Annotated in this window: 13 protein-coding genes; all 13 read left to right on the forward strand. The window is 58.6% G+C overall.

All coding sequences use genetic code 11. From position 1 onward, the window contains the following. Positions 1-1,487: AMP-binding protein (locus Q7O77_RS07045; protein ID WP_304164898.1), on the forward strand; the 1,487-nt coding region annotated here is incomplete at its 5' end. Positions 1,488-1,566: 79 nt separating this feature from the next. Next, on the forward strand, positions 1,567-2,715 hold the full coding sequence (locus Q7O77_RS07050) for an acyl-CoA dehydrogenase family protein (protein ID WP_304164901.1): 1,149 nt from the start codon (positions 1,567-1,569) through the stop codon (positions 2,713-2,715). After that, on the forward strand, positions 2,708-3,391 hold the full coding sequence (locus tag Q7O77_RS07055; RefSeq protein ID WP_304164904.1) for a hypothetical protein: 684 nt from the start codon (positions 2,708-2,710) through the stop codon (positions 3,389-3,391). Before Q7O77_RS07050 ends, Q7O77_RS07055 begins: the two co-directional genes overlap by 8 nt. After that, positions 3,391-4,197, forward strand: coding sequence for an alpha/beta fold hydrolase (locus Q7O77_RS07060; protein WP_304164907.1), 807 nt, complete (start codon positions 3,391-3,393; stop codon positions 4,195-4,197). Before Q7O77_RS07055 ends, Q7O77_RS07060 begins: the two co-directional genes overlap by 1 nt. Then, positions 4,181-5,125 carry a 3-oxoacyl-[acyl-carrier-protein] synthase III C-terminal domain-containing protein gene (locus tag Q7O77_RS07065; protein WP_304164911.1) on the forward strand — a complete coding sequence of 315 codons (945 nt, stop codon included), beginning with the start codon at positions 4,181-4,183 and terminating at the stop codon, positions 5,123-5,125. Before Q7O77_RS07060 ends, Q7O77_RS07065 begins: the two co-directional genes overlap by 17 nt. Positions 5,126-5,409: 284 nt before the next feature. Next, positions 5,410-6,333, forward strand: a complete 924-nt coding sequence (locus tag Q7O77_RS07070; protein WP_304164914.1) for an acyl-CoA dehydrogenase family protein — start codon at positions 5,410-5,412, stop codon at positions 6,331-6,333. Continuing rightward, positions 6,333-7,193 carry a hypothetical protein gene (locus tag Q7O77_RS07075; protein WP_304164916.1) on the forward strand — a complete coding sequence of 287 codons (861 nt, stop codon included), beginning with the start codon at positions 6,333-6,335 and terminating at the stop codon, positions 7,191-7,193. The genes Q7O77_RS07070 and Q7O77_RS07075 overlap by 1 nt, the downstream gene beginning before the upstream one ends. Further along, positions 7,184-8,125 carry a 3-oxoacyl-ACP synthase gene (locus tag Q7O77_RS07080; protein ID WP_304164918.1) on the forward strand — a complete coding sequence of 314 codons (942 nt, stop codon included), beginning with the start codon at positions 7,184-7,186 and terminating at the stop codon, positions 8,123-8,125. The genes Q7O77_RS07075 and Q7O77_RS07080 overlap by 10 nt, the downstream gene beginning before the upstream one ends. Positions 8,126-8,137: 12 nt before the next feature. Then, positions 8,138-9,475, forward strand: coding sequence for a cytochrome P450 (locus Q7O77_RS07085; RefSeq protein WP_304164921.1), 1,338 nt, complete (start codon positions 8,138-8,140; stop codon positions 9,473-9,475). A gap of 20 nt (positions 9,476-9,495) precedes the next feature. Then, entirely contained in the window at positions 9,496-10,164 is a 669-nt protein-coding gene (locus tag Q7O77_RS07090; RefSeq protein ID WP_085651165.1) for a GIN domain-containing protein, read from the forward strand. Between the two features lie 809 nt (positions 10,165-10,973). Continuing rightward, positions 10,974-11,909: a sulfotransferase gene (locus Q7O77_RS07095; RefSeq protein WP_304164925.1), complete on the forward strand. Its 936-nt coding sequence runs from the start codon at positions 10,974-10,976 to the stop codon at positions 11,907-11,909. Positions 11,910-11,939: 30 nt separating this feature from the next. Beyond that, positions 11,940-13,232, forward strand: coding sequence for an MFS transporter (locus Q7O77_RS07100; RefSeq protein WP_304164929.1), 1,293 nt, complete (start codon positions 11,940-11,942; stop codon positions 13,230-13,232). A gap of 36 nt (positions 13,233-13,268) precedes the next feature. Then, positions 13,269-13,921: hypothetical protein (locus Q7O77_RS07105; RefSeq protein WP_304164931.1), on the forward strand; the 653-nt coding region annotated here is incomplete at its 3' end.

The following is a 13,921-nucleotide window of genomic DNA, read 5'->3' on the forward strand; positions in this document are numbered from 1 at the left end:
ACGCGCAGGGAAGCTGGCGTTATGCCGACATCGCGTCGCGCGTTGCCGCTATCTGCGGGGAATTGGCGCGGATTCAGCCGCCACGTGTGCTTATCTACGGTCATAAAGAGCGCGATACGGCGGCGGCACTGCTGGCCTGCGCCTGGTGCGGCGTTCCATTTACCGTCGTCGACAGCGTCAACCCGCCGCTGCGTATGGCGCACATCGCCGCCCTTTACGGTACTGAGCTGATTCTGGACGGGCGCGAACATCCGGACACGGCGCCGATCGCCAATGAGTGCTACCGCTGTCTGTGGCTGCCCGCGCTGCCGGACGGCGACTTTACGGGCGGCTACACCCCGCCCTCCGCGGTCGATCCGCTGTTTTATGTGCTTTCGACCTCCGGCAGTACCGGGCAGCCCAAAGGCGTGCAGATCGGGTGCGATAATTTCGGCGCGTTCTTTGGCTGGTATCACCGCGTGATGCAAGCCGCGGGCGAGGAGGATGAAGGGCATCTCAATCATGCCCGGCTGTCGTTTGATATGGGGCTACTGGACTTCTTTACCTGTTTTGCGTTGGGCAAACCGCTCATCATGCTGCCGCACGCGTACAATGCGTTGCCCCGGCTGAACCTCAACATGATGGTTTCCGAACCGGAGGTCAGCCTGTCGAGTGGGTTCTCCACCCCGAGCTTTCTGGAAATCATGTGCAACGATCCGCGCTTTAACGCAGCGACGCTGCCGCATCTTCGCACTCTGATGGTCGGGGGCGAAAGCGTCTCCCCACAGCTGGTCGAACGCCTGTTGGCCCGCTTTCCGTCGCTCAAGATCTTACATGGCTACGGTCCGACGGAGACGACCTGCCTGACGCATCTGCATCCGCTGGACGGCACAACCGCGCAGAACGCGGGCCTGCTCCCGCTGGGTCGGCCTCGCGGCACGCTGCGGGTCGCCATCGAGGATGCGCAGCACACGTCGCTGCCGGAAGGCGAAATCGGCGAAGTCGTCGTCTACGGCGATCAGGTCGGGCGGGGCTATCTGCCGGAGTCACATCCCAATAATGCCGCCTTTGGCTCACGTCACGGCGTCGCGTTCTACCGCACCGGCGATCTCGGCTGGCTGAATGCGCAGGGCCATCTGTTTATCAAAGGGCGCCGCGACTCACAGGTCAAATGGCACGGCAACCGTGTTGATCTTCAGGAAATCGATGCTGCGGCGTGCAGTTTCGCGCACACGGTCATGGCAACGGCGCTGCCCGTCTATCAACAGCAAAAACTGGCCGACGTGCTGTTACTGGTGCAGCTCCATTCCCACCTCGAAAACGGGGAACATGCCTTTCGGATTCATTTATCTCAGCAGCTGCCTAAATATATGGTTCCCACAAGCATTCGCTTTATTTCCGAATTCCCCCTTAATCAAAACGGAAAAATTGATCGTCAGGCGTTATTACACCTCTTCACCGACGCAAATAAAGACGGTCAACCACCCCGCTCATTGCAAGCCGGGTAAAAAATTTTTTATTTATCACTCTATTCTGTCACGTCTCAAGGGTAATGAGCCTGCCGCCTGAATAGACAGAGGATATGTCATGGAAATCAGTTCAACACATCATGCGCTTCGAGTATTAGCGATGACGACTTTCGATTCAGGCCGGTATATCGGGCGACTTTTGGAGGCCGACGCCGACAATTACCTGCGTACCAATGACTATGCGTTAGCGCCGCAGCTTAATCGTTTGGGATTGCCTGAAAAATGGAATCCCACGCCCTTGGTTTTGGAAAATGGTGACGTCTTATATGAATTAACGGTTTCTCAACGCTGTTATTTCTATGAAGCGCTGGGATATATCGATCCCAATCTTATTTTCGCCAGTCCCACGCCCGGCATGTCGGGGTTTGTGATTGAGACCATCGGCAGCGCAGCGCAGCAGGAGACGTTCTTCAGTTACTTCAAAACGAAACTCAGCCGCAGCTGCTTTGCCATGAGCGAACCGGCTCGCGGATCGGACGCGAGCGATCTTCGGACGCGGGCGACCAAGGTCGACGGAGGATGGCGTATCAGCGGGGAAAAATATTTCATCGGCAACGGACACATTACGGATGTCGGTATTGTGTTCGCCCGCACGGCTGAAGGCCCTCTGGGGCTGAATATGTTTCTGTTCGAACCGGCTAAGGTCGATGGGTTTAGCGCTACCCGCCAGCCCGTCTTTGGGGTTCCCGGCAGTAATATCTCGCACCTGCGCTTTGAAGACATGTTGCTGCCGGAGGAGGCGCTGGTCGGCGCGCATCTGAACCCCGCGCAGCGCTTTTCTTCCGCCACGCTCGCGACGTTCGATCATCTGCGCCCCTGTGTCGGCGCGCTGGCGCTGGGGGTAGTCCGGGCGCTACTGGATCACGTCGTCGAAGTGGGTTATTTACCGCGTACTCAGGCTGCGCGCCTGCGTACGATGCGCAGGCGGTTATCCGCCGGACTTGATCGTCTTCTGGCCATCGCGGAGCGAATGGATCGCGGAGAGCGCATCAGTCGGCACATCGGCCTCGCCAAAGCGGAGACCACCCTGCTGGCGGAGCAGTTGGTGCATGAGCTGGTTCACGCCTGCGACCCGGCGGTGGTTTGCGATCCTTTCTTTTGCAAAGCCTGGCGCGATATCAGCGGTTTCGAATACACGGAAGGGACACGGAATATCCACCTGCTGAACGCCAGTCACGTCTTCAAAAGCGAGCGGGTTCATGCGTGATGTTTCCCGTTTCTGGATCGATCAGGCTGGCCTGTTACGTCCCAACATTTCGTGGCGAGCGGCAAACGACTTTGATCTGGCCGGCCTGAGTTGCTGGCATGCGCTGCACCCCGACGTTGAGGCCGCGTCGCTACGTATCGCGGCGTGCCCTTATGCATGCGATAACGTTCACATCGCCCATCACCCGGCGGTGGTCGAGGCCCTACAGACCCTGAGAAAAGACCAAACGGATTCGCTGCTGTACCTGCATACCGGTCTGGCGAAAGAGTGCAAGTCCGCCGTGCTGCCCAGCTTTATCTGGCAGACGGGCCACTATCGTGAAGTCCTCGGACTGGCGGTGGACCCGCCGATGCCGGGCTGGTCTGAGATGCAGCTGGCGGCGGCGATGGCGCAAGAGCACGGCGGCTGCTGGCTGGTGTTGGACGCCATCACCCGTTACACGCCCCACACCGAGCAGGCGCTGTCCCACGTGCTGTATCTGCATTTCACCTCCGAAGCGGCGATCCGTGACGTCGGTGGTTGGCGCTGGGATATCGCCACGCAGCCCGAAGAAGAGCGCCTGAGTCTGCCCGACTGGCTGGCGTCGCCCTCCGAAGGAAGCATTCTGCTCGATGCCGTGGGCTACCGCCCGCCTGTTGCCATGAAAATCCAGCGCGTGACGGGGCAGAGAGGTTGATGAGGGACGCCAAACTCGCAGCATTGCTGTCGGATTTCGAGTGTCCTCGCCTCCGTCCGTTGCGCAGGCAGGAGATCGCATGGCGACAGACGATGACCGCCTCGCGCCTGCCCATCGCCGACGGACAGGGCTGCTGGCGTGAACAAGGCGCGATGCATGAACCGAAGGTGCTGCTCCTGCATGGCTGGGGAGGCGATGCCTCGTTGTTCGGTCCGTTGGCGGCCGCCTTGTCGGCCATCGGCTGGCACGTGATCGTCCCCGACCTGCTGGGGCATGGCGACGCCAGCGCCATGCAATTCGGGTATGCCGCCCAGTTGCAGTGGCTCAACGCCCTTGAGCGTCGCTTTGGTCATTTTGATCTCATCGTTGCCCACTCAGCAGGCGCGCTGCTGGTCGAGGTCGCGCGGGCGCAGGGTGCGCTGAGGAGTCACCATCGCCTGTCACTGGCGGGGCCGGTCACGCTGACCTCGCTGTTCGAACGCTACCTCAGCCAGACCCGACAGGCCGGTTTTGACGCCGCCGCGCTGGCGGCGGCCTATGTGGATGACCAGCACCTTCCCCCATCGCTGCTGGCCCCGGAACCATGTTTATCCGGCGGCAACCTGTTGATCTGCCACGGGAGCGATGACGAGGTTATTCCGGTGCATGAAGCGAAACGCTTAGCCGCCAGACATCCCCGCAGTACGCTCTGGCTCCCCGCTAACACGGGACACATGGGGCTGGTTCAGCATCCCGAGCTGGCGCAGCGGGTGGCGCGTTTTTGTCCCCTGCCGAACGGGAGGTCCGCGGATGCGCTTGACGCTTAACGACATGGAAATCGCCTTCGCGCCGAAGATGCAGACGTTGGACGAGGCGGCGCACACGCTGGGACTGACGCGGATCGAAGCCAAAATGTTTGAGCGCTTCTATGGGCTGCGGCAGTTTCCTCACGATAAGAGTCAGGATCTGACCGGCCTCATCGCGCCCGCGCTACAGAGCATCGTCCGGCGCCACGCGGCAATCGTGGATAACATCAAACTCTGCGTGCATTGCCATACCATTCCCTCCGTCACGCCCTTTGGCGCGCCGATTTTGCCCGCGCTCGTCAGGCAGATCGTCGGGGATCACGTCGAATACGCGGGATACACCATGAGCCATTGCGCCACCGGACTGGTGGCGCTGGATCAGGTCGCCAGCTGGCTTGGCGACGAGGAATACGCGCTGGTGATCATCGCGGAGAAGGCGTTCCATCCCAAAGTGCAGTTCATCGCCGACACCACCATCATGGGCGAAGCCGCCTGTGTGCTGCTGGTATCGCGACGCCCCGGCCCGGTGCGTCTGCTCGGAACGACAACGACGCGCGATGGCCGGTTCAGCATCAACAGCGGCCACTTTACGGACCGCTGCCCGGTACATTTTTCCCATATCTACACCGATTTTGTGTGCCGCCACATCACCGAGAGCCTGACCAACGCCGGTCTGGGCTTTGATGATATGGCTTATATTGCGCCTCATAACGTTAACCTGGCGTCCTGGAAAGAAATTGAAAGAACGTTGTTTTTGCCGGTCGGCAAAATAGTGATGGAGAATGTTCCTTTGTACGGCCACTGTTTCGGCGCCGATCCTTTTATCAATTTGCAGTACCTGATAAAAACCAAACAAATAAAGCCCGGCGACAAAGTTCTATTAATCAGTATTGGTTTAGGCGTTACGGCGGCGTCCACCATGGTGGAATATGTTTCTGAGATGAATTAACGCGCCGTGCGCAATCTGAATCAATTCAATCATTCGACAAGGATTAGACTGCTGTCAGGAAATAGAGTGCAGCGTCATTGACCGGCTGAGGGATAACAGTGAAAAAGGATGAATATCACCTGAACGTATTGGATAAAAGCCTGGAGAAATTTTATTCCGCAGGTTTAATACTTGAAGATAACGTTCAGGAAGGCGTCAATTATATTAAGGATGATCTCTTATTAACGTTATCTCATACCGGCTTGCCCGATAAATATAATCCCTGGCGAGATCATGCAGCAGCAATGCCGTTTGATATGCGTCACTTCCCCACCTATTTACGCGTCGTGGAATATATTTCGCGTTCGGACGCCAGCTGTTTACTCTCTCTGCCGGGCACCTCTCTCGCCTGCCGGGCCGTGCAGATGCTGGGCAACGACGCGCAGCAGGAGCATTTTTTTTCCCGCTTCCTGACGCAGCCGTCCTGGACCTTTTTCGCCGTGAGCGAACCGGAGATTGGCTCTGATGCCTCGTCGATTACGACGCGCCTCGATAGCGGTGAGCAGGGACTCACGCTGACGGGCAGCAAAATGTTTATCGGCGGCGCACAGATTGCCAGCATTGGTCTGGTGTTCGCGCGACACGGCGACAGGACACAACTGGTCATGGTGGAGCCGCAACAAGCGCCCGCAGCCATCACCGTCGAACCGCTGGCCGCCTACGGACTTGCCGGTGCGGGATTATCGCAGATCACGTTTGACGCATTCCCCGTTCAGCCTGAACACATCCTGGGATTAACGGCCAGCCCCCTGCGACAGGGCATGAATGCGCTAACGCAGGTCTTCGAGAAGCATCGCCCCCTCGTCGCTGCGATGGCGCTGGGCACCGCGCGCGGTTTTCTGGAGGCGCTCGACCGGGAAAATATCCCTGAAAACGCGCTGTGGCGGGAGTACCACTCGCTGTACGCCCGCCTGATGGAAGTGGGTGAACACTTTCAGCAACAGCGTTCGCGCGTCTGGCAAACCAGTCAGATCAAACGACAGGCCACGGCGTTCGTCGAACGAGTCGCTCACCGGCTTCCTCACCTTCTGCCCACGAAACATTGGGTAAATCAGCCGGGCCTCATGAAACGATACCGCGATGCTTTCGCCTTTGAATACATGGAAGGGACGTCGCATATTCAGCTGCTCAACGGCTGGCGCGGCTTCCTTGCCGGTAAGGAACAGTGATGAGCCTGAGCCTGCATCCCCGGCACATCATCTGGAATACGTTTGGCGAACTGGAGCCATTTAATCCCGCCTGGCTGGATGAAGTCGATCACTGGGAGGATTACGTCGCCGCGTTTTTTCAGTCGAACGGGCTGCCGTGGGATCCTACGCAAAGCCAGGTGGTCGAGTGCATTACCGCCGAAGACAAAGCGCCGTTCGTGCGCATGATGGATGGTTTATTGCCGTCGCTGCAGGCCGTCACCGACTGCCGGGATATCGATGTGGTGATGCTGGCGCACTGGACGCCAGATCTGCATCTGGGAACGTCCGTCGTCAATCATGTTATCCACCAGCTGGATCTCAGCGAACAGAGTTTTGCGCTGGCCATCAGCGACCGAGGGCTGTCCGCCCCGCTGTTCGCCTTTGACGCGCTGCATCGCTATCTTCGACACAGCGCCCGACGGGCCTTGCTGCTGATTGCCGACCAAAAACACCTGCTCTATCGCTCCCCGCTGATGCGCAGTCTCGCGCCGCATAACAGCGCCAGCATCGTCGCCGTGAATCGGGACGACGACGGCTGGCGTTATCTGGGTTATCAACGCAGCGAGCTGAATGCTTCCGGAATAGCGGCACATTGCGAAGAGTTAAAACAGCATTTCGGGCTGGCGGATCACTATCGTCTCGTCGCCAGTCCCACCTTGCTGTCGCGGCTGCCTGAGCACGAACACCCTCTCCCGGCGGATGATCGCCTGTTGTGTACCTCGCTGTTTGCGGCTCTGGCGCAAGGCGACACGCGCCACGATCACCTGCTGTTGCTGCGGGAAGAGACGACGATAACCGCACTGGCCTTTCAGGGAACGGAGAATAGAGCATGCGACTGACCCGCATGGTGGATGACATCCCTACGGCGCGCGTAGACGCGGTCGATATTATTCAAGCGGCCGGCGGCAGCCGTAGCGAAGCTCGCGTATTCAGTAAACTCTTCGGTATCGAACATGTCGCCGCGCTGCCGCGTACGGACTCGCTCCTTAATACCTTTTTGTCCCTGCTGGACAGGCTTGATGTGAGCGCCGAAGAGACGCCCATCGATACGCTGATTTACGTGCATGCCCTGCCGATCCAGCCCGCCGAAGGGGAAGGCCTGACGACAGAACTGATCCGTCGCCATCCGGCGTTAACACAGGTAAAGCACCGTTACGAGATTGATCAACACAACTGCGGCGGCGGATTCTGGGGACTCAAGATGCTCCAGTCGCTCTTTCGGGCCGGGCTGTCGCAACGCGCGCTGCTGGTATTGGGCGACTCGCTCAGCACATTCGCGCTGGGGGAACGTTATATCCCCGGCTGCACGATCCTTGGCGATGGCTTCGTCGTCATGCTGCTGGACAATCAGGATGACGGGATACAGCTGACGCCTCCTTTTGTGGAACATCGCGCTGAATTCTGGCCCGGACTCTTTATCGAATCGCCGCAAAAAAGCGCCTTCTATGCCGAACACAACGCGATGATGGATCACGCGCTGGCATCCATTGCGTTTTCTTTTCAGACGCATAGCGTGTTGCTGCCGCACAATATCAACCGCCTGACCTGGCTTAACTTCACGCGGCTCCATCCTGAATTCGAAGCACGTATCGATACCCGGTTATTGCCGGACGTGGGCCATTGTTGTGCGGCCGATCCCTTTTTGCTGTTGAGCCGCCGACTGCAAAATAGTCAGCCCTTATCAAAACGCTGCGGCCTGCTGTCCATCGGCGCGGGCGCCTTTATCGGCGCTTGCAGCGTCCTCCCAGACCCACAGCGCATCGCCGGATGATAAGGAGCAAACGTGATACGACCTTATACCGCCCTACCCACCGTTGACGTTGACGAAAAGCGTCTACGCGCGCTCGGCATTTTAAAGACGGTGGAGGAAGCGGTCGCCGCCGAGGGCGATGTGGTCCGGCTCCGATTCGCCAACAGCGCCGATTTGGTCGTGCTGGGCGGCGCCCGTCACGTGCGCTACTGGCAGAAAAATGACGATCGTTTCGGTAAGGATGTTCTGACACTGCCGTCCTCCGCAGCCGTTGGCCGCCTCCTGCTGGGAGATGCGCTCACGTTTGCGCAGGATGGCGACGAATGGCGGCAGCGCAGAAGACTCACCGTGCCGCAGGTCAATCCGAAATGCGCGTCGTTGCAGCTGTCTGTGACGGAAAGCGCGGATTGGCTTGTCGGTCAGTTTGCCACCTCGGCACCCGTGGCACTGCGCGATCTCACGCTCGAGTGGGCGGTGCGCGCCGTGATGCCGCCCTTTATCGGCCATCGCTGTACGCGCCGGGAAGGCCAGCGCTTCGCCACGGAAACCCATCAGGCGTTCTACGCGCTAATCCAAAAAGCCGCCACCGTCGATCGAGAGACGTTGCTTCGCGATCCGATCCTGCTGAATTATCGTCAGCGCCTGCATACGCTGGTAGAGGCGAGCCTGCTCGGCATCGCCGACGAGCCGGATACGATGCTGGCCCAGCTTTATCATGCCCTCGACGTCGCCCGCCACCCGGAGCGCAAAGCGTCGCTGGTGAATCAGGTGATGGGCAATTTGTCAGGCAGTATTGATAACCCGGCCACCAGCCTTCAATGGTGTCTGATCCATCTGGCCCGGCACCCCGACGTACAGGCGCGGATCGCTCAGGAAACGCGCGCGCTCCCCCCCGACGGGATCAGCCTGCAAAAATGCCCGGTCACGCTGGCCGCCGTTAAAGAATCGCTGCGGCTGACGCCGGTCTCATCGCTGGTGGAACGGACGGTATTACAGGATATTGAGATCGCGGGTTACCGCATCCCCACCGGCACCGCGATCCTGTTTTCCCCCTGGCTGGTACATCATGACGCCTGTCTTTGGCCTGAACCGATACAGTTCAATATCGATCGTTTTCTTCAGGGCCCTATCCCGCCGTACCACTACTTTCCTTTCGGGACGGGCAAACGCCACTGCGTAGGGATGTCACTTTCGCTTCATCAGTTGGTGATAACACTGGCTCGACTCTCGCAACGCTGCCAATTCCAACTGGCGCCCGGAACGCGACCGGTGGACCTGCGCCCGGAATTTGGTCTCAGCCTCGCGCCGAGAGGCGATGTGTCCCTGACGGCCACGCCTCTGGCGACCCCGGTTTCTCTCGGTTCTTTTTAAATACGCGCTACGGAGGTCCTATGACCCGCTTGAACACTGTTTTTTCTCTCGCATTGCTTTTTGGCGCCACCCTCAACGCCGCTTCAGCGGCCGATATTGAGAAACGGATAGACCTATCTTCCTTTGACGAACTGGAGTTATCGAAAGGGCTTTCCGTCACGCTCAAATGCGCGGATAAGCCTTATGCCGTGGCCAGCGCATCCCAAAAGGTGTTGGATCAATTGCAGGTCCATTCGGCGAGCAAGAAGCTCAGCATGACGGGGGTGACCCGCGACGTAGACGGGTGGGATCTCTCGGACAATAAAACAGACCTGACGATTTTTACGGACAAACCCGTACGGTCAATCAAGACCACCTTTGGCGTCAACCTGAAGGCCGATGCCTGCGCCCTCAGCACGGAGCAGGTGACGGTGGATGGCAGCATGGGCTCCACGATAGCGCTGAGCGGCAACCTTCACCGTCTGGATGCCAAGCTGGCGATGGGCGCGAAACTGGTCAACGACACCCACGATCTGGTGGTCCAGTCAGCCCACATGAGCGTGGCGATGGGCGCGGAAGCGGACCTGTGCCGCGCACGTGAAGTGTCGGGAAGCGCCGCGATGGGCGGACTCGTCTATATAGGCACAGACACGCACAACACGTTGACCAGCGATATGGGCGCGACGGTGCGGACCCGCGATTGCCAATAATCCCCCGCGATAAGCACGTGACGCTCCCGGCCAGCGGCGGATACGGGCACTGATGAGAGTCTGATGCGGACAATAAATGCCTCAGACTCTCCATAGCGCTCTCCCCATCGGTGGAGCGCTATCGCGCTAAACCTTCGCCCATCGCCCCCACTCAAACGGCATGATATTCACCTTTTTACACATCATGCCGTTTATCCTCAGAATAAATTGCCCTGCTGTATTCGAAAATAGCGGATGCTGCCCGAGATAATTTACACTTCCCGGGGAGAATCGCTCACCCATAGCCATTGATTAAAAATATAAATAATGACCCGACTTAGTTTTCCCATAACCTGGGATGCTAATTCACAATAAGACAAGGCGGATTTCATCGCTGCGGAGATAATATAAATTCACTCTCAATAAAAATAAAATCAACCTTATTGATTTCTCTTTGTTTTTTAAAAAACATCTCGACAACACGGTTTATTTCCTGCTTCTCTGGATATCTATTGGCTATTTGTTTTCTTCCCAAAAATCAAAAAACACCTGATATCTCTCGCCCTTGCATCAGGCTTTGTTATTTATTTTTCTGACATTATGAAAAATAAAAAAATTCATCCAATCCAATGTTGATTATCAGAATAGCCAATGCTAATTATGTATTAAGCGTAAATATTCTCGTGGGGTGACTTCATATCACCTTAATCCGTTTATTGCTTATGACTAGACACTAGACAATATATGCCCCCTTGTTTGCCTTCACGGTCACGTTATTCAGCAAGCGGGTGATGTTTATTTGAAACATTCTTCCACGGAAAGGAGGCAACATGTCGGGTCCATCCGCAACCGTCACGTCTTGTGAACTCACAACCAACCCGGTGCTGCTGGGAGGGGAAAACCGCTCGGGCACCACGCTGCTCAGCGTCATTCTCGATTCGCACCCGGACCTCGTGGTCGGCCCGGAGATCGACTTCACGGAGCCGGTCAATCTGGGTCCGCATATTCTGGCCGTCTGCGACTTTTTGGATGCCAACGAAAGTCTGCTCGTTGGCGCGACGAAGGAAACGTTCGCCCCCGAGTGGTACGACGGGGTGCATTTTGTGGTTCAGTGTGAACGCTCCGGTCTCGCTCGTCATGAAGTCAGAGTATTAGTGAAGAGCCTGATGGCCGAGTGCGGCCGGGATCTTTCCGCGCTCGAAGATCGCTGCCGTCTTATCGAGTTGATGGGTGAGCGCCGCCGCGAGCAAACGGGAACGCAGCGATGGGGGCTGAAACTGCAGCGAAGAATCAAGGATATCGGCACCTACGCGGCAATCTGGCCTGAGGCCCGGTTTATCCATATCGTGCGCGATGGGCGGGATCTGGCGGCCTCTCACCTCAAGACCGTTCCCGACTGGGGATACCAGACGATTGCCGAAGCCGCCAACGGCTGGCTCGAGATCGTAGCCCACGCGCGTCTGACCGCGCCGGACTCACGTTATATGGAAGTCCGCTATGAAGATCTGGTGACCCTCCCGCGCGAGACGATTGCGCAGATGCTGGATTTTCTGGGGCTGCCGTGGAATGAGGCGGTCATGCGCCATGCCGATCAGAACCATGCCCTGTTCGACAAACCCTGGGGCCATCCGTCCGCTGAAACGGCGCGTCAACCACTCTACCGGGGGCGGAATGGACGCTATTTGCAGGATCTCAGCCCAACACAAATTGCTGAATTCGAGCACATCGCAGGGGCCGAACTGAAACGTCTGGGCTACGAACTGTAAGCTCATCAACGATCCACGGAGAGCATGGCGATGCAGGTTTTACAGGATGTCTCACCGCGGCTGCCACGCAGCTTCCACCTTCTTCTCACGGGCCAATCGCTCTCTTTGGTGGGCACGCAGGTCACGCACCTCGCTCTCCCACTGACGGCGATCAACCTCAATCATGCCAGCCCGTTCGAAACCGGGGTTCTGCTCGCCTGTAGCAGAACCCCGTACCTGTTGCTCGGGCTGTTTGCCGGTCTGCTCGTCGACAGCTACTCGCACCGTCTGCTGCTGATGACGGCCAACATCATCATGGCGCTAACGCTGGCTAGCGTGCCGCTGGTTTTTTTTCTGTCCGGGCAGGTCAGTATGTGGCACCTCTATACCGTCGCCACGCTGACCGGTGCCGCCATGGTGGTCGCCGATGTCACCTTTCTGGCCTGGGTGCCCGCGCTGGTGCCTTACCTGCAACTGACAAAGGCACAAAGCAGGCTGGAACTCGGGCAGTCAGCCGTCATGGTGGTCGGCCTGCCCATCGCGGGATGGCTGATCGCGGCCACGTCACCCGCCGTGGCGATACTGGCTGACTCCGTTTCCTTCCTGCTGATGTCGGCCCTGCTTCCTTTTGTCGCCACCGCGTCGGCGCGTCGGCGGCTTAATGTTAGCTCTGCCTGTGATGCCCCCACGGGCGGCGCGCTGGCGCGTATTTTGAAGGAGGCGGCCGAGGGCATGCGGTTTCTGATCCGGACGCCGCCGCTGCGTGCGTCAACCTTCGCCACCGTCACGCTGATTTTCTTCTACAGCGCCTATTCCGCCGTCTTTATTCTCTATCTCTCCGACCAGTTGAAACTGACCTCGACCGAGATAGGTATCGTCACCAGCGTTGCCGCCATCGGCTGCGTTGTGGGTGCCCTGCTGGCCCGCCCGACGGCAAGAGTGCTGGGCCTTGGCCGCACGCTGGTCGCGGCAATCCTCGTCAGCGCCGTCGGCGCCATGCTCTGTCCGCTGCTGCCGAACATCCTCGTCGTCGGATTATCTCAATGCATCATGTGGATCGGGATACAGACCTACAACGTCCATCAGGTCCCCATCCGATATGCGTTAGCTCCGGCGGAAATCCACGGACGGGTGAATGCCAGCATCCGTACGCTGGTCTGGGGCCTGGCGCCGTTAGGCGCGGTGGTCGGCGGCTCCTGCGGGATGTGGCTGGGAACGCGAACGACGCTGTTGGTGACAGGCGTGCTGATCGCCGCCGCCGCCGTGTGGATTGTCATGTCGCCGCTGTGGGCGGTGCGCGAGCCTCAACTGGCCGCGCTTCGAAACGAAACCGCCCCCGCCTGAGTCTTTTTCGTCCTTCACCGATACAGGGAAACGTTCATGAAGTTCACTGATATAGCCTCACTCAATCTGCCAGCGGGACGCCTCACCGCCTGGCGCGTACACGGCCCTTCCGCCACCGATCCCCGCTGGGTCAAAGACGCTCGCCGGGCCTCCTGCCTTCAGGAAGCGAGCATATTGGGCGCGCTGGATGACAGGGACAACGGCTCGTCGACGGCGGCCTGGCTGGGGTGCGCCTTCGATATGTCGGCCGACTTGAACGCTTCGGCCTTCATGACAGCGATCCGTCACTGGATCGACCGGCATGAAACCTTGCGCAGCCACCTGATCCCCGTCGGCTCCTCTCACGCCGACCGACGGTTAACACGGATAACGCTGGAACCCGGCGCGATTGAGATAACCCCCGGCGAAGCGGGCGATTTTACAGACGCGACAGCGTTGGCGATCCATCTCGAGGCGCTGTTCGACGATGAAGTTGGCCCCCTGCACTGGCCGGGCTATCTCTTTACCACCCTCAGTCATTCTGACGCCACAACCGTCTGCCTCGCGGTGGATCACACGCTGATCGACGGCTACTCCCTTTTCCAGATCCCCGGCGAGATCCATACCTTGTACGCCGCCGCCCTGTCTGCATCGAAAGAGAGTTCCACTCAGCCCGCCCTTCCCGGCGTCGCCAGCTATCTCGACTTCGC

This window comes from Lonsdalea britannica (assembly GCF_946477055.1).
Taxonomy (GTDB): domain Bacteria; phylum Pseudomonadota; class Gammaproteobacteria; order Enterobacterales; family Enterobacteriaceae; genus Lonsdalea; species Lonsdalea britannica_A.

Excerpts from the sequence above, each read along its gene's own strand:
- Q7O77_RS07050 (WP_304164901.1), top strand. The coding sequence starts at position 1,567 with ATGGAAATCAGTTCAACACATCATGCGCTTCGAGTATTAGCGATGACG.
- Q7O77_RS07055 (WP_304164904.1), top strand. The coding sequence starts at position 2,708 with ATGCGTGATGTTTCCCGTTTCTGGATCGATCAGGCTGGCCTGTTACGT.
- Q7O77_RS07060 (WP_304164907.1), top strand. The coding sequence starts at position 3,391 with ATGAGGGACGCCAAACTCGCAGCATTGCTGTCGGATTTCGAGTGTCCT.
- Q7O77_RS07065 (WP_304164911.1), top strand. The coding sequence starts at position 4,181 with ATGCGCTTGACGCTTAACGACATGGAAATCGCCTTCGCGCCGAAGATG.
- Q7O77_RS07070 (WP_304164914.1), top strand. The coding sequence starts at position 5,410 with ATGCCGTTTGATATGCGTCACTTCCCCACCTATTTACGCGTCGTGGAA.
- Q7O77_RS07075 (WP_304164916.1), top strand. The coding sequence starts at position 6,333 with ATGAGCCTGAGCCTGCATCCCCGGCACATCATCTGGAATACGTTTGGC.
- Q7O77_RS07080 (WP_304164918.1), top strand. The coding sequence starts at position 7,184 with ATGCGACTGACCCGCATGGTGGATGACATCCCTACGGCGCGCGTAGAC.
- Q7O77_RS07090 (WP_085651165.1), top strand. The coding sequence starts at position 9,496 with ATGACCCGCTTGAACACTGTTTTTTCTCTCGCATTGCTTTTTGGCGCC.
- Q7O77_RS07095 (WP_304164925.1), top strand. The coding sequence starts at position 10,974 with ATGTCGGGTCCATCCGCAACCGTCACGTCTTGTGAACTCACAACCAAC.
- Q7O77_RS07100 (WP_304164929.1), top strand. The coding sequence starts at position 11,940 with ATGCAGGTTTTACAGGATGTCTCACCGCGGCTGCCACGCAGCTTCCAC.